Origin of the sequence: Clostridium sp. TF06-15AC, assembly GCF_003481165.1 — a bacterium.
Classification (GTDB): Bacteria; Bacillota; Clostridia; order Lachnospirales; family Lachnospiraceae; genus Otoolea; species Otoolea fessa.
Genome location: NZ_QUKS01000007.1, coordinates 142,928 through 159,469, shown reverse-complemented (window position 1 = coordinate 159,469; position 16,542 = coordinate 142,928). Strand labels below are relative to the sequence as shown.

The 16,542-nt window shown below is 49.6% G+C and carries 14 protein-coding genes and 2 tRNA genes; 2 read left to right on the top strand and 14 right to left on the bottom strand.

Features of this window, described 5'->3' with window-relative positions; translation table 11 throughout:
- Positions 1-72: 72 nt before the first annotated feature.
- The 12 genes from DXC57_RS13645 to DXC57_RS13590 form a co-directional block, all read right to left on the bottom strand.
- A tRNA-Ser gene (locus tag DXC57_RS13645) sits at positions 73-161 on the bottom strand.
- A 44-nt stretch (positions 162-205) separates the two neighbouring features.
- A tRNA-Ser gene (locus DXC57_RS13640) sits at positions 206-291 on the bottom strand.
- A 268-nt stretch (positions 292-559) separates the two neighbouring features.
- Positions 560-1,255 carry a 50S ribosomal protein L1 gene (gene rplA / locus DXC57_RS13635; protein WP_022359097.1) on the bottom strand — a complete coding sequence of 232 codons (696 nt, stop codon included), beginning with the start codon at positions 1,253-1,255 and terminating at the stop codon, positions 560-562.
- 67 nt (positions 1,256-1,322) lie between these two features.
- Positions 1,323-1,748, bottom strand: a complete 426-nt coding sequence (gene rplK, locus DXC57_RS13630; protein WP_022359098.1) for a 50S ribosomal protein L11 — start codon at positions 1,746-1,748, stop codon at positions 1,323-1,325.
- 69 nt (positions 1,749-1,817) lie between these two features.
- Entirely contained in the window at positions 1,818-2,336 is a 519-nt protein-coding gene (nusG, locus tag DXC57_RS13625) for a transcription termination/antitermination protein NusG (protein WP_022359099.1), read from the bottom strand.
- Positions 2,337-2,353: 17 nt separating this feature from the next.
- The gene (gene secE / locus DXC57_RS13620) at positions 2,354-2,557 is read right to left on the bottom strand and encodes a preprotein translocase subunit SecE (protein WP_022359100.1); all 204 of its coding nucleotides are present in this window, start codon (positions 2,555-2,557) and stop codon (positions 2,354-2,356) included.
- A gap of 58 nt (positions 2,558-2,615) precedes the next feature.
- The gene (rpmG, locus tag DXC57_RS13615; protein WP_207722866.1) at positions 2,616-2,780 is read right to left on the bottom strand and encodes a 50S ribosomal protein L33; all 165 of its coding nucleotides are present in this window, start codon (positions 2,778-2,780) and stop codon (positions 2,616-2,618) included.
- Positions 2,781-3,041: 261 nt separating this feature from the next.
- Complete coding sequence (locus DXC57_RS13610; RefSeq protein ID WP_118653108.1) at positions 3,042-3,884, bottom strand: YcxB family protein; 843 nt, start codon at positions 3,882-3,884, stop codon at positions 3,042-3,044.
- A 186-nt stretch (positions 3,885-4,070) separates the two neighbouring features.
- Positions 4,071-4,820 (bottom strand): ComF family protein, encoded by a 750-nt coding sequence (locus DXC57_RS13605; protein ID WP_243101485.1) that lies wholly within the window; start codon positions 4,818-4,820, stop codon positions 4,071-4,073.
- Positions 4,817-7,183, bottom strand: a complete 2,367-nt coding sequence (locus DXC57_RS13600; RefSeq protein WP_118653106.1) for an ATP-dependent RecD-like DNA helicase — start codon at positions 7,181-7,183, stop codon at positions 4,817-4,819. The genes DXC57_RS13605 and DXC57_RS13600 overlap by 4 nt, the downstream gene beginning before the upstream one ends.
- 33 nt (positions 7,184-7,216) lie before the next feature.
- Complete coding sequence (locus DXC57_RS13595; protein ID WP_022359104.1) at positions 7,217-8,218, bottom strand: rod shape-determining protein; 1,002 nt, start codon at positions 8,216-8,218, stop codon at positions 7,217-7,219.
- Positions 8,219-8,733: 515 nt separating this feature from the next.
- The gene (locus DXC57_RS13590; RefSeq protein WP_022359105.1) at positions 8,734-10,287 is read right to left on the bottom strand and encodes an ABC-F family ATP-binding cassette domain-containing protein; all 1,554 of its coding nucleotides are present in this window, start codon (positions 10,285-10,287) and stop codon (positions 8,734-8,736) included.
- A 271-nt stretch (positions 10,288-10,558) separates the two neighbouring features.
- Here DXC57_RS13590 and DXC57_RS13585 point away from each other — a divergent pair, with 271 nt between their 5' ends.
- The gene (locus DXC57_RS13585) at positions 10,559-11,704 is read left to right on the top strand and encodes a putative ABC transporter permease (protein ID WP_118653104.1); all 1,146 of its coding nucleotides are present in this window, start codon (positions 10,559-10,561) and stop codon (positions 11,702-11,704) included.
- Between the two features lie 53 nt (positions 11,705-11,757).
- Here the strand turns inward: DXC57_RS13585 and DXC57_RS13580 are convergent, their stop codons facing one another.
- A complete protein-coding gene (locus DXC57_RS13580) occupies positions 11,758-13,494 on the bottom strand; it encodes a phospho-sugar mutase (protein WP_117796691.1) in 1,737 nt (578 codons plus the stop codon).
- Between the two features lie 189 nt (positions 13,495-13,683).
- The gene (locus tag DXC57_RS13575) at positions 13,684-14,664 is read right to left on the bottom strand and encodes a phosphotransferase (RefSeq protein WP_118523071.1); all 981 of its coding nucleotides are present in this window, start codon (positions 14,662-14,664) and stop codon (positions 13,684-13,686) included.
- A gap of 414 nt (positions 14,665-15,078) precedes the next feature.
- On the opposite strand from DXC57_RS13575, the gene DXC57_RS13565 reads away from it, so the two are divergent.
- Positions 15,079-16,479, top strand: coding sequence for an MATE family efflux transporter (locus DXC57_RS13565; RefSeq protein WP_118653128.1), 1,401 nt, complete (start codon positions 15,079-15,081; stop codon positions 16,477-16,479).
- Positions 16,480-16,542 lie beyond the last annotated feature (63 nt).

Below are 16,542 nucleotides of genomic sequence, written 5' to 3'. Positions count from 1 at the left end.
CCTTTGTTCTTAGAATTTTCAGGGTTTTACATACTGTTCAGTTTTCAAGGTTCCTGATGCTTTCGCATCGAACGCAGAAGGAGGGATTTGAACCCTCGCGCCGCTACTAACGACCTACTCCCTTTCCAGGGGAGCCCCTTCAACCTCTTGGGTACTTCTGCAGGTTGATTTTTATATCTTATGAAATTAATAACCGTTCTTGAAACGGAGAGAGTGGGATTCGAACCCACGCGCCCTTTCGGACAAACGGTTTTCAAGACCGCCTCGTTATGACCGCTTCGATATCTCTCCAAAAATGTGCTTAACCATTATATAATGGATATTCATTTTTGTCAAGGACTTTTTCACTTTCTTTTTGAAAGTTTTCACAATCACCTGTGCGTCTTGACTCTTTAATTTTCGTTTCCGCTTTCTCAGCGGCAACAGAACATATTTTATCACTACTAAAGTATAAAGTCAACTGTTTTTTTGACTTTATTTATATTTTTTCGACAATCGAAAAAAAGAGGACGAAAGACCCAAAAGTCCCTCATCCTCTTGATTCTATAACGTCTTCTGATTAGCCAATCAGCTTACCTACGTTCAGCTTAACGCCCGGGCCCATGGTAGAAGTCATGGTTACACTCTTTAAGTAAGCGCCCTTTAAGGTAGCTGGTTTTGCCTTCAGGATAGCGTCAATAAGCGTCTGGAAGTTGTCCGCTAACTGCTCCTCTGTGAAGGAAGCTTTACCTACTGGCACGTGGATAATGTTAGTCTTATCAAGTCTGTACTCGATCTTACCGGCTTTGATATCATTGATAGCTTTGGTTACATCCATAGTAACAGTACCAGCCTTCGGGTTCGGCATTAAGCCCTTCGGTCCAAGTACACGACCAAGACGTCCTACAACGCCCATCATGTCCGGAGTAGCTACTACTACGTCGAAGTCTAACCATCCCTCGTTCTGGATCTTCGGGATCAGCTCCTCAGCGCCTACGAAATCTGCGCCTGCAGCCTGAGCCTCTTCTGCCTTCGGTCCCTTAGCAAATACAAGGATACGAACGGTCTTACCAGTTCCGTGCGGCAGTACAACTGCACCACGGATCTGCTGATCAGCATGACGGCCGTCACAACCAGTTCTGATATGAAGTTCTACGGTTTCATCGAATTTAGCACCTGCAGCCTTCTTCACGATGGAGATGGCATCTGCAGCTTCATAAAGGCTTGCGCGATCTACTAATTTAGCAGCCTCTACGTATCTTTTTCCTCTTTTCATTATAAAAAACCTCCTAGTGGTATTGTCGGGGAATTCCCTCCCACGTTACTGATAAACATCCCGAAAATTACTCGGCAACTGTGATACCCATACTTCTTGCTGTACCAGCGATCATGCTCATTGCAGCTTCAAGGCTTGCTGCATTTAAGTCAGGCATCTTTAATTCTGCGATCTTCTGCAGATCCTCTTTCGAGATGCTAGCTACCTTAGTCTTGTTCGGTGTAGCGGAACCGGATTTAATCTTGCAAGCTTTCTTTAACAAAACGGCAGCCGGCGGAGTCTTTGTGATGAAGCTGAAGCTTCTGTCAGCATATACAGTAATAACAACCGGGATGATCATATCGCCCTGGTCTGCTGTCTTAGCATTGAACTCTTTCGTGAACTGTACGATGTTTACACCGTGCTGTCCAAGAGCCGGACCTACTGGCGGAGCTGGTGTAGCCTTTCCAGCAGGAATCTGTAATTTAATATATCCTGTAACTTTCTTTGCCATTGTTGGCACCTCCTATAAATTGTGGTAATTGCGGGGATTTCCCTCCCACAGGCTCATAAATGAACCTCTTTACATCATCTTCTTGATCTCTGTGAAGTTCAGTTCAACCGGTGTCTCACGGCCAAACAGTTCTACACGAATCGTCAGGGTCTGTCTTTCCTCGTTGATGGACTCGATAACACCAACGGTATCTTTCCATGCCCCTGTTGTTACAACAACCGTGTCGCCGACCTCAAAGTCAACAACAACGCCGGTTTCCTTAAATCCGAGACCGGCCATCTCCTCTTCCGTCAAAGGAACCGGTTTGGAGCCCGGACCAACAAACCCGGTCACTCCGCGGGTGTTGCGTACTACGTACCAGGTATCATCATTCATAACCATGTTGATCAGTACGTATCCGGGAAACATCTTCTTGGCAACCTGTTTATTGGCTCCATTCTTGACTTCGATAACTTCCTGCATCGGCACGGAAACCTCTAAGATCTGATCCTGAAGGTTCCGGTTCTCGATCGTCTTTTCGATGTCAACCTTTACTTTGTTTTCATAGCCGGAATAAGTATGCACTACATACCAATTTGCTTCTGCCATATTTCTCACCTTTGCCTTTACATAACGAAGTGCAGTCCAAACACGATTGCCGTGTCAAGAGCCGCAATGATAAGTCCCAGCGCAACGGAAACGGCGATGACCGCTCCAGTCTGCTTCGTAACTGTCTCTTTGTCAGGCCAGATGATCCTTTTGTACTCAGCTTTTAAACCTTTCCAGAAACTCTTTTTAGGAGCTTTTTTGGTATTTTCTGTATCACCCATTTTTGTCCTCCAAAGCGCTCAGGCAGATGCCCGATCGCGCAGAACCAACCAGTTACTCTTACTTCGTCTCTTTGTGTAACGTGTGTGTCTTACAGAATCTGCAGTACTTTTTGGTTTCCATTCTGTCCGGATGAGTTTTCTTATCCTTGGTCATGTTGTAATTGCGCTGCTTGCATTCTGTGCATGCCAGTGTAATTCTTGTACGCACAACTTCCACCTCCATTTTTCTTAGTATGCGATCTTTCCACTCTCCAACCGGAAATCTGGTTTTTGAGCATAAAAAAAAGACCTATGTTCTTCCATTCGCCCGTCTACTATATCATAAAAGAAGCGGCGCGTCAAGCAATAACTTGCCGACATTCGCCGCCTCTTTTATATTATAGATATCGTTTTCACTCAGTGCAGGCTGGAACCAGATTCTGCCCGCGCCTCGTATTTCACATTATCAGGACTTACAATGATGCTATAAAACAATCAGAAAGGTTTATTCATCCACTTTCTCCTCGTTTACAGCGTCTGTCTTTTCTTCCACATTTTCATGGCTGTCTGTGGTATCCGGCTCCGCCTTTTCAGGCTCATCGGTTTCTTCCTCATCTGCCGCCTGGCTTCCGATAAAATGCGCCATTTTTCCAATCTTACCCATATGGCTTGTATCCACGCGGGTGATCTCCGGCTCATCAGCTTCCACAACATCATCCTCAAGCGCGGCGTTCTGATGCAGGGCGCCGCCCTCCTGATTCTCCGCATTTTCCGGATTTTTTGTCACGGATGGATATTCTTCCGGGTTTTCCTTGGCATCCGCAAGCTTTTCATTCATGAATGTCTCAAACTGCTTTTGCTCTTCCTCGCTGGAAAATGCCGACTTGGCGATAAACTGCCAGGTTTTCTCGTTCGTCTCAAGCAGATACATCCGCTCAATCTCAACCATCTGCTCAATGTCGCTGTAGCTGTAAGTCTTGGTCATCTCCTGTGCCGCAACCGTCATGGTCAGTGTCTTCTCATCCAGCGTCAGATGTACGACTGGGAAATTGCCCGTCTTTTCCAAATTTTTAAGTCCGCTCCGTTTCCAGATCATCCGCTCCTGGTTCTGGTTTGAAATCATGTAAAACATGCCGATGCCGACCAGCACCGCTATCACGATGGACGGTACAAGAAGAACCAGATTGCCCTTTGCCTGCATCACATTTTTTCCCAGAAAGAGAGCTAAAAATGCGACATATAAGAGTGCCGACACCATCTTCATTTTCTTGGACTCATGCTTAAGCACGTTCCAGTGAATCCAGTTTTTATAATCTTCCTTTTCCAGGCGATATTCAAATTCCTGCATTCTTTTTACTCCTTTTCTTTCTTACTTGAAATCTCCCCCGCATTCCTTCCGTCTCCTGAACCTCTTTTTGCCTCTCCCGCAAACTTTTAGATTCAAATGCTTTCTACTATTCTTTTCATCCAGAAATGCCGGAGTATTTCCACTTATAAGGCTTCCCTCTGCCTATCTTCTCTATCATATCCCACTTTAGCGTCCTTGTCCAATACAAACGGCAAAAAAACAGACTTTTTCGATCCCCGCAGACAGAAGCGCCCGGGTACACGCTTCCGCCGTGCTTCCGGTCGTATAAATATCATCCACGAGAAGCACGTTTTGCACACCACTTGCCCGGATTGCCTCCGCATCTGCCTGAAACGCCTGCTGTAAATTCCGGAGCCGTTCATCTGGATTCAGCTCTTTCAGGGGTTCTGTATTTCGTATCCGATATAAAAATTCCGGGTACACCGGCATTTCCAGCCGCTCGCCCATCCGCTTTGCCAGAACCTCCGCCTGATTGAAACCGCGTTTCCGTTTCCGCGCCGGGTGGACCGGAACGGGAACCAGACCGTCAAACTGCCACTCCTCCCGATTTTCATACTGCCTCAGCTTTTCCGCTGCAGCTTCGGCATAAAAATCGAGATATTCCCTCTTATTTTTATATTTAACCGCTGCCATCGAGCGCGCAGCTTCCTCCGTATAGTTAAAGAGTGCCATCCCACGCGCAAATGACCGGCGGTGTTTCACACAGTCTGGACAATATTCGATTTCTTCACTCCAAACTTCTTTTCCACATTTCTGACAAACCGGCGATTTGACAGGCGAAAGCCTCAAAAGACACGAAGGACAGATAAGCCCGCCCTTCGGCGTCACGATCTCCCCGCAGACCGGGCAGCGCCTTGGATATAGCGCATCCAGAGCGGCGCGGGGGAATTGATTCCATTTTATATTTTTTATCACAATGTCTCCATAATTTCTTCAATGCGGTCGCGCAGTCCCGAATAGCGCTTCTGTTCCATCGCATTGTCCACCATCTGCTGAAACACATACGGGACACCGACCAGGCAGACACAGGCTCTTGCCCTTGTAACCGCCGTGTAAATCAGATTCCGCGTCATCAGCATCTGCGGTCCGCTCCAGACCGGAATCACGACCGCCGGATACTCGCTTCCCTGCGACTTGTGGATCGTGATCGCATATGCCAGTTCCAGCTCCTCCAGCTGCTTGAAGCTGTACTCGACACGTTTTCCCTCATCATACTCCACGGTTACCAGCTCCGCAAAGGTATTGATCTCGCGGATGCGCCCAAGATCCCCGTTGAACACGCCGGCTCCCTTGTCCACCGGAATGCCGCTGCGGTTGTAGGAAGTCCACTCAATCTGGTAATTGTTCTTGATCTGCATGACCTTGTCGCCCACACGAAACGTCGTCTCGCCATACTCTTTTTCCGCCTTTTCTGCCGATGGCGGATTTAAAAATTCCTGCAAAATGGAATTTAACCGTATCGATCCCAGCACTCCCTTCCGCATCGGCGTCATGACCTGTACCTCAAACAAATCGGCATGGACGTAATTCGGCAGTTTTTCACGTACCAGCGTGATCATTGCATTGATGATCGCATTCGGATCATCACGCTTTATAAAGAGGAAATCTCTGCTTGACTTTCCGATCGGAATGCGCTCTCCGGCGTTGATGCGGTGGGCGTTGACGATAATATCGCTCTGCGCCGCCTGCCGGAAAATCCGGGTTAGCTTTACCACATGGAAACATTCTGACTCGATGATATCACGCAGGACATTGCCCGGTCCGACGCTCGGAAGCTGATCCACATCACCTACCAGAATCAGACGTGTGCCGACATTGACCGCCCGGAGCAGCGAATGCATCAGATTGATATCCACCATCGACATTTCATCGATAATGATGACATCAGCTTCCAGCGGATTGTCCTCGTTCCGCTCAAAATGCATCGAAGTCGTCCGGCTCTTCTCATCCTCCTCTGGCATTCCCGTCAGCTCTAACAGGCGGTGAATCGTCTTCGCCTCATAGCCTGTCGCCTCGGTCATCCTTTTTGCTGCGCGTCCGGTCGGGGCTGCCAGCAGGATATCCATGTCTCCCTTTTCAAAATACCGGATGATCGTGTTGATCGTCGTCGTTTTTCCGGTACCCGGACCGCCCGTGATTACCAAAAGTCCGCAGTTGACCGCCTCAATCACCGCGCGGATCTGCAGTTCATCCAGCTCGATCTGTTCCTCTTTCTGGATGACTGCCAGACTTTTCCGAATCTGTTCTTCCGATTCGGAACCAGTGATGTTTAAGTCGTGCAGCATGCGGGCGGTGTTTAGCTCGGTATAATAGTAGTGTGATGCATAAACGGCGCGTTCCGGGGCGTTTGCTATATTTGATACATTTGATGCATTCGGTTCACCCAAAACATCTGGCTGCGGCTGCATCTGCCCCGACACTGCCGATTCCGCCTGAACAAAAACATCCATTTCTGCTGTTTTCTGCTTTTTCCTCTCCCGGATCACCAGCCGTTTATCCATCTGCATATCCATCAGATGCTTGTCAATCTCGGAAATCTCAACCTGTAGAAGCTTTGCCGCCCGATCCGCCAGCTCGTCCTCCGGCAGGTATGTGTGCCCGTTCGCCGTCGCCTGATAGAGTGTATACAGGATGCCGCTCTTGATGCGGAAATCCGAATCTGCCACGATTCCTATCTTCGCCGCGATCTCGTCTGCCATCTTAAAACCGACGCCCGGAATATCGTCCGCCAGCTTATACGGATTGTTCTGGAGAATCGTGTACATTGCCGGACCGTATTCCTGGTAGATTTTAACCGCCAGATTGATGGAAATGCCATAATTTTGCAGAAACATCATCGCCTGGCGCATATCGCGCTTTTCCTCGACCTGTTCACCGATGGACATCGCCATTTTTTCACTGATTCCCTTGACCTCCGCGAGGCGTTCCGGCTCTTCTTCCATGATGCGGAATGTGTCCGCCTTAAATTTTTTAACAATCCTGGAAGCTAAAGCAGCCCCGACGCCTTTGATGGCGCCGGAGCCTAAATATCGTTCCATGGAAACAGTATCCTCAGGCGCTTTCAGCTCATAGCTTTCCACCGCCATCTGTTCCCCGTAAATCGGATGCTCGGTCATACGCCCGCTCGCCTCGATCATCTCGCCCTCTGCGATGTAGGAAAAAGTGCCAACCAGCACATATTCCTCCCCGTCGTCCAAGCCGCTGATAGAGAGAACCGTATAGCCATTGTCCTCATTGCGGTATTTTATTTTTTCAATATATCCTTTAACTGCTGCCATATTTTTATGCTATCCGCCTTCCGGCGGTTCTCTTTAATCGTAGTTTTTCTTCTCACCGTGTGCGAACTCGATAAACTTACCAGTTCCGATCGCAACTGCGGTCAGCGGATCCTCTGCGATCATCGTGGAAATGCCAGTTTTCTCCTCGATCAGGGCATCCAGACCGCTTAACAGTGCGCCGCCGCCTGTCAGTACGATACCACGGTCAAAAATGTCGGCTGCCAATTCCGGCGGCGTCCGCTCGAGTACGTTGTGAACGGCATCTACGATCTGGAGTGCCGGCTCGCGCAGCGCTTCCAGCGTCTCGTCGGATGTGACAACGATCGTCTTCGGAAGTCCGGTAACCAGATTTCGTCCGCGCACTTCCATCGTGATTACCTCCGGACGGCGGTATGCCGCGCCGATATTTATCTTGATCTCCTCAGCAGTTCTCTCACCGATCAAAAGATTGTGTTTCTTTCTCATGTAACGGACCAGCGCCTCGTCGAAGTCATCACCAGCCACTTTAATAGAAGTGCTGACTACGGTACCGCCCAGGGAAATAACGGCGATATCTGCCGTACCACCACCAATATCTACGATCATGTTGCCGCACGCCTTGGAAATATCGATACCAGCGCCGATCGCAGCTGCTACCGGCTCCTCGATGATCGAAACCTCGCGTGCGCCAGCCTGATAAGTCGCATCCTCAACCGCCTTGCGCTCTACCTCGGTCGCACCGCTCGGGATGCAGACGCTGATACGCGGCTTGCGGAGTGTCTTCTTGCCGACTGCCTTGTTGATGAAATATTTCATCATCTTCTCTGTCACTGTATAATCTGAAATAACCCCCTGGCGCAACGGACGGACCGCTACGATATTGCCAGGGGTTCTGCCGATCATCAGGCGGGCTTCCTCGCCGATCGCCATGATCTTATTCGTATCCCGATCGATCGCCACTACGGACGGCTCTTTCAGTACGACGCCTTTTCCCTTGATATATACAAGGATGCTGGCTGTACCCAGATCGATACCAATATCATTGGACATCAACATAGTTGTTTTCCTCCTGCTCTGAATATGCACTCTTGAGTACATAAATCTATGAGTTTCATTGTATTTTATCTTCTTTACTTCAGCTTTTTTCGCTGCCATCCAGCCCGCGCATTGTTTTAGAGCGGACTATACCACTTACTATTATATACAACTTTCGATTCTTTTGAAAGAGGTTTTTATTTTTTTATGGACTTTATATTTTTTTTATGAAAGGGACATATTTTAGTCACAAGTTTCTCCTATAATACAAGTATGTTATCCGAAAGGGTAACAGGCCTTTGTTTCAAGTGTTACTTGAAATAAAAAAGCTTTTTCATACTCATACCGGACGATACAAATCGTCCGGCCCCCCTAAGCCAATTTCTTTTTTATATATACCTACCATTCCCAATTTAAGAAAAACAGGAACGCCGTCGGACTCTCAGCCGATGGCGTTCCTGTTTTTTGTCAGTGCCAGGCACCTTAGAAAAAGGGCTCTATACTGAATGTTGGGGTACGCTGAAAAACATTTTTTCTTATATTTTCAGACTCCACTCACTGCAGTCCCAGACCTTCGTTGCGAATCCCTCATAGAAATCCGGTTCATGGCAGATCAGAAGGATATTTCCTTTGTACGCCGCCAGCGCACGCTTTAACTCCTCCTTCGCCTCAACGTCCAGATGGTTCGTCGGCTCGTCGAGAAGCAGAAGGTTCGTCTCGCGGTTGATCAGCTTACACAGGCGCACTTTTGCCTGCTCGCCACCGCTGAGCACGCGCACCTGGCTCTCGATGTGCTGGGTCGTCAGACCGCATTTTGCCAGTGCGGAACGCACCTGGTACTGGGTGTAGGACGGAAATTCTTTCCAGATCTCATCGATGCAGGTCGTCGTATTGCCCGGCGCCATCTCCTGTTCGAAATAGCCGATGGAGAGATAATCGCCCAGCGTCACCTTGCCGGACACTGCTGGAATCAAACCCAAAATACTCTTTAAAAGCGTCGTCTTTCCAATTCCGTTGGCACCGACCATCGCAATCTTCTCGCCGCGCTCCATATAGAGGTTCAACGGACGGGAGAGTGGCTCGTCGTAACCGATCACCAGATCCTCCGTCTCAAAAATACATTTTCCGGAGGCTCTCGCCTCCAGGAAGTTGAACTCTGGCTTCGGTTTTTCCTTCGCCAGTTCGATCACATCCATTTTATCCAGCTTTTTCTGGCGGGACATCGCCATATTTCGCGTGGAAACACGCGCTTTATTACGTGCCACAAAATCCTGCAGCTGCGCGATCTCCTGCTGCTGACGCTTATACGCTGCCTCGAGCTGCGCTTTCTTCGCCTCGTGCACCTCGAGAAACTTGTCGTAATCGCCCACATAGCGGTCAAGCCGCTGATTTTCCATATGATAAATGATATTTACTACGCTATTTAAGAACGGAACATCGTGTGAAATCAGGATGAACGCATTTTCATATTCCTGCAAATACCGTTTCAGCCACTCGATGTGCTGCACATCCAGATAGTTCGTCGGCTCGTCCAGCAACAAGATATCTGGCTTTTCCAGAAGCAATTTCCCGAGCAGTACCTTCGTTCTCTGTCCGCCGCTCAAATCCGTTACATCGCGGTCCAGACCGATATCGGTCAGCCCCAGCGCACGTCCGACTTCCTCCACCTTCGCATCGATGGAATAAAAATCGTGGTTCATCAGAAGATCCTGGATCGTTCCCAGTTCTTCCATCATCACGTTCATCTCATCTTCCGATGCCTCGCCCAGATGGTCGCAGATTTCATTCATCTGCACTTCCAGCTCAAACAGGAAGGAAAATGCGCTCTTCAAAACCTCGCGGATCGTCATGCCTTTTTCCAGCACCGTGTGCTGATCCAGATAGCCGACGCGCACCCGCTTTGACCACTCTACTTTTCCCTCGTCCGGCTGCATATGCCCGGTAATAATATTCATAAACGTCGATTTACCCTCGCCGTTCGCACCGATCAGACCGATGTGCTCACCCTTTAACAGGCGGAACGAAACATCCTGAAAAATCGCCCGGTCACCAAAACCGTGGCTTAAATGTTCTACATTCAGTATACTCACGTGTGTACCTCTCCTATTTTTCTTTTTATTGTAAATTGTTTGTATTTGTTGATTTGCTTTCTGTACGTCTGCCTGCTGTCTGTGGCAAAGCCGACTTCGATTTATTGTACACGAAGCGTGCTTTTGTGGCAAGCGGAGATTTTGGAATTATCTTTTTTCACCCAGATGCCTTGAACTTTTCTAGATTTATATAGTAAGATAAGAAACAACTTCATTTTAGATACGTTTTTCAACCAATGAGAAAATGACTTGATTTTCTAAAGGAGGTTTTATGTATACCTATACCTGGTACCAATGGCTAGCTTTTTTCTATGTATACTGCTTTTTAGGGTGGATTTTCGAATCGACTTATGTTTCCCTGAAACAGAAACGGCTCGTCAACCGCGGATTTCTGCGGCTTCCGATGCTGCCGCTCTACGGTTCCGGCGCGGTGATGATGCTCTGGGTGTCTCTGCCGGTGCGGGACAGCCTGCCGCTCGTCTATATTTCCGGTTTTATCGCCGCCACGGCGCTTGAATATGTCACCGGCGCCGTCATGGAACGCCTATTCAAGGTCCGCTACTGGGATTACAGCAGCCAGCCGTTCCAGCTGCACGGCTATATCTGCCTGACCTCCTCGATCGCATGGGGATTTCTGACGATCCTTATGACCGATGTCATCCATGATCCGATCGCCCGCACTGTGCTTGCGGTTCCTCCGGTTATCCTGCTCATCTGCGATTTCGTCATCAGCGTTCTTTTCACCGCCGATGCTTACGAATCCATCAAGGCAGCCCTGGCTCTGGGTCATACGCTGGAAGCTATGACGAAGCTCAAAGCCGATATCGAAGAGCTCCAGTCCAAGATCGAGCTGTTGCGTGAGGAAGCCATTGAGCGCGGCGCCCTGACCCGTGAAGAAACAGCCGAAAAACTGGCAGCCGCCCAGGCAGAAGCCGCCCGCAGACTTGCCGCCGTCCGCAGTGACGCCGAAGAACGCCTGGCAACCGCACGCGCCGAGACTGCCAGACAGCTGCAGGCGGCTGCCACCGAACACAAAGAGCGCCTGGCTGAGACCAAGGCACTCGCCGAAAAACGCCTGTCCGATGTTCGAGAAGAAACCACCTCCCGCATCGAAGCTGCCAAAGCAGAAAACGCAGAACGCATCGAAGCTGCCAAACAGCGCGTCAACGAGCGCATTGCCGAAGTCCGCACCGAAGTCGATGCCCGCATCGCCTTCGACAACCGCCTCACCCGCCTGAGCACCCGGTTAGAAGAACTCAAACACCGCCGCCAGTCCCTGCGCCCGGCTAAAAAGCTCCATGCCTTCTACCGCCGCGGGCTGCTAAGAGGAAATCCTACTGCGGTTTCGTCGAAATTTGCAGCGGCGTTGAAAGAATTAAAAGAACAAAATAGCACAAAAATAGGACCTTTCGCATGAACGAATGGTCCTATTTCTTTTAGGAACTTATTTCATATCTTCTTTTTATTTTTCTACAGCAGTCCATTGACAATCGTCATCACAGACTCGCCTACCTTCTCTGATTTCGCTGCCGCGTCTTCCAGGGAGGTACCTTTCACGCCGTAGTAGAACTTGATCTTCGGCTCGGTTCCAGACGGGCGGACGCAGAGCCATGCGTTGTCTTCCAGTTCGTAGTAGAGAACATTGGAGGATGGAAGTCCGGTCGGTTTTACCTCGCCGGTTGCCAGATCCTTGACGGTATCTGCCTTGTAATCGCGGACAGCCAGCACCTTGTGTCCGGCAAAATCGGACGGTGTGTGGGCGCGGAAATATTCCATGATCTCCTGAATCTTTGCCAGTCCCTCGATGCCCTTTAAGCCGATGGACTTCACTTCATCTTTATAATAGCCGTATTTCTCGTACATCTCGACCATCGCATCCCACAGCGTCATGCCTTTTTCCTTGTAATAAGCAGCCGCCTCGCAGAGTGCTGCAGTTGCGGAAATGGCATCTTTATCGCGTGCGTATGTACCGATCAGGCAGCCATAGCTCTCTTCCATGCCAAACAGATAGGTTCCTTTGCCTTCCTGCTCATTTTTGAGAACCTGTTTGCCGATCCACTTAAATCCGGTCAGAACCTCGATGAGCTCTGCGCCGTAATTCTTCGCAACTGCATCTACCAGATTCGTCGTAACGATGGATTTAACAACCTGTCCATCTGCCGGAATCTTGCCGTTTGCCTGTTTCTGGCTGAGCACATACTCGCAGAGCAGGGAGCCGGACATATTGCCGGTCAGCGGAATGTATTCGCCGGACTTGGTATCTTTGACATACACGCCCAGACGATCGGCATCCGGATCGGTTGCCAGAACGAGGTCTGCATTTTTCTCTTTTGCCAGAGCCAGTCCCAATTCAAATGCTTCCTTTGCCTCCGGGTTCGGATAGCTGACGGTCGGGAAATCGCCGTCTGGAAGCTCCTGCTGCGGAACCACATATACATGGGTAAATCCAAGCTCTTTCATCACACGGCGTGCCGGGATATTGCCCGTGCCGTGAAGCGGTGTATACACGATCGTGATCTGATCCTGCATGCGGTCAATCGCGCCCTGATTGACTACCTGTGCCTTGACCTGTGCAATATATTTGTCGTCGATCGCTGCACCGATGATCTCGTAGAGTCCTTTTGCCTTTGCCTCTTGTGCTCCCATCGTCTTAACGGTGGAAAGATCGGTGATCGCCATAACTTCCTCAGTCACGCCCTTGTCATGCGGCGGTGTAAACTGTGCGCCGTCCTCCCAGTAAACCTTGTAACCGTTGTACTCCGGCGGGTTGTGGCTGGCGGTGATGTTGATGCCGGCGATGCAGCCAAGCTCGCGGACGGCAAAGGAAAGCTCCGGCGTCGGGCGCAGCGTCTCGAACCGGTACGCCTTGATGCCATTTGCCGCCAGTGTCAGCGCTGCTTCCTCGGCAAATTCCGGGGACATATGACGGGAGTCAAATGCGATCGCCACGCCTTTTGCCGCGCCGCCCTGCTTGATGATGTAATTTGCCAGTCCCTGGGTCGCACGGCGGACGGTGTAGATATTCATCCGGTTAATACCTGCACCGATGATGCCGCGCAGTCCTGCCGTACCAAACTCCAAATCCATATAGAAACGCTCTTTAATCTCATTTTCATCGCCCTCAATGGCGCGTAATTCCTCTTTCGTTGCCTCGTCAAAGTATGGATTTTCCAGCCATTCTTTGTAAATCGTCATGTAATCCTTCATGATTCACTTACCCCCTGCTTTCTTCTAGGATGACTTTCTTTTTCTCCATTATAGTATAATTATTCTGAAAAATAAAGAGAATTTCGGTTACTATTCTTTGTCTTTATTTTTTCTCTTTTCAAAGTTTCTCCATAATGTATCGAATACGCTTAACCAAAGAATTTATATGCATATGTAAATCAACATTTCTTATCGGATTGCCTCAAGAAAGAGGTTCCGCGCCGTCTGCTGTTCTTCCAGCTTCTGCAGTTTTTCAATGCTGCGGACTGGAATCCACGCCTTGCCTGCATTATAATAAAAATTTAACTGTTTCCAGTATTTTTCCGGATATAAAAACAGGTAATAGAGGTATGTCCGCTCCTGTGCATTCAACGGCAGAATACGATCATACGTCTCCAGCAACCGCATCCCCAGACGCAAATCCCAGCCATGCTTTTCCAATATTTTGCGCGTAAAATGATACAGGTCTTCGACCTGGACACCCCGGTGCATCCGGTTAAATTCAATCACCGCCATCTCATTTTCTTCTGCCAATAAAATATGATGCTGGTTCAGATCCCCGTGACACAAATAGTTTTCCGGCTCGCCGTCCTGCTCGATCTGCGCTTTCAGCCCGCCTGCTGCTTCCTGCGCCTGCTCATAAAAGATGGCAAAGCTTCCGCTGACTGCCCTCTCAAAATCCGATTTACGCCGTTTTTTCCGGATATAATTCCGCGTACGGACAAGTTCCCGGTTGTGGCGCTCCATCTCCGCCACCGCCGGACGCGTGAGAATTGACCCCAGATTCCACGACTCATCGATCGCAATGCCGCGCAGTGTCCGGTGCAGCTTCGCGATCTGCCCGACCGCCCGGACTACCTCCGCCTCGCTCTGCACACTGCACTCGCGCCCGGAAAACCATTCCTTCACAACACACCGCGTTCCATCCTCCGCCACCGACAAAAGCTCGCCCTCCCGGTTCCGCATATACTGATCGGTCCGGCATGTTTTCTGATTTTGCAGAACATTCATGATTTGTTCTTCAAATTCAAGACGTTTGACGGTCCCCTTATATTCCCGGAGGAGTTTTAACCCCTGACTCGTCTCGCAGATCCACGCGCCTCTTCCACGGCGCTTCGACTGCACTTCCAGTTCATACTGTTCCAGCACCTCGGTTGTTCTCTCGTTCACAACTTCCCCCTCCTGCCTCTATCCGGCTGCCCGCCTTTCCATTTCCCAAAAGAATGTGGACAGCACATTTTCACGCCGGGCCACAGCTGCTGACAGCTATGTTAATTGCAACATTCACACGATTATGCAAATATGCACATCAGACACCCAGCCTGCTACTCCTAACCTATGAGAGGGGGCTTACAAATATGCTTATGCATAAATATCGCAGATTTGAAACACAGTGCGCAAACTATAATACACAATCGCCAATGTGGAGTGATTACGAAATTCTGTTCATTGCCATCATTTTGACGGTATGTTACAATGATTCACGTTGGGATAAAAAAGCGGTCTGGCTATTTGTCCCAACAATCAGGCAAAAAATCAAATAATATATTTTACTGTAAATGAAAAGGAGGTCTCTCTTTGTCCATACAATCCGCTCATCGTTCCAACGATGAAAATACGCGCCCGCATTCAGGCGCAGCATCATCCCGTGAAGCTGATCTCGGCAGTGCGCCGATCGGGTCACTTCTTTTTAAACTGGCGCTCCCGGCAATTGCCGCACAGATCATCAACGTTCTCTATAACATGGTTGACCGCATGTACATCGGCCATATCCCGGACATCGGTCCCAGCGCCCTGACCGGCGTCGGCGTCACAATGCCGATTATCATGTGCATTTCCGCTTTTGCCGCGCTCGCCGCCATGGGCGGTGCCCCGCAGGCGTCGATCCTGATGGGAAAAGGCGACAAGGATTCCGCTGAAAAGGTACTCGGCAACTGTACCTTCATGCTGACCGTCATTTCGCTCGTCCTGACCGCCCTGTTTCTTGGCTTTGGGCGCCCGATCCTCCTGATGTTCGGCGCCAGTGAGAAGACAATTCTCTACGCCTGGAACTACATGAAAATCTACGTCTGCGGCACTTTCTTCGTCCAGATGGCGCTCGGACTCAATGCCTTTATCAACGCACAGGGTTATGCCAAAACCGGCATGATTACCGTTGCCATCGGCGCTCTCTGCAACATCATCCTCGATCCGCTCTTTATCTTCGGACTGCATCTGGATGTGCGCGGTGCGGCACTTGCAACCATCCTTTCACAGGGTATTTCCTGTATCTGGATTCTGCGTTTTCTGACCGGAACGCATAGTACCCTGCGGATACGGCTCCGCAACCTGCGCCCGCAGAAGAAATTTATCCTGCCATGCCTGGCGCTCGGACTGGCGCCGTTTATCATGCAGTTTACAGAAAGTGCACTGTCCATCAGCTTTAACACCAGCCTGTTGAAATATGGCGGCGATACCGCGGTCGGCGCGATGACGATTCTTTCCAGCGTCATGCAGTTTTCCATGCTGCCGCTGCAGGGGCTCACACAGGGCGCGCAGCCGATCATCAGCTTTAACTATGGAGCAAAAAATATCGACCGTGTGAAAAAAGCGTTTCACCTGCTTCTGCGCTCGGCAGCCTGCTATTCCACCTTGCTCTGGCTCTTATGTATGCTGGTTCCGCAGATTTTTATTTCCATCTTTACCAGCGACGCAGACCTTGCCAGCTATACCATCTGGGCGCTCCGGATCTATATGGCAGCTTCCCTGCTCTTTGCCGTCCAGCTCGCCTGCCAGCAGACTTTTATTGCCCTTGGAAATGCGAAAACATCCGTCTTTCTGGCATTGCTCCGGAAAGTGCTGCTTTTGATTCCGCTGATCTTTATCCTGCCGCATTTCGTTTCAAATCCGGTATTCGGCGTGTTCGTGGCAGAACCGGTGGCAGATACGATTGCGGTGGCGACGACGGCAGCGCTGTTTTTCAGGGAGTATAAGAAATTGGGATAACTCTTTTAATCATCCTCTGATTGAAACTATTGTTGTTAAAAAAGCAAAAGAAAAAGAGACAAA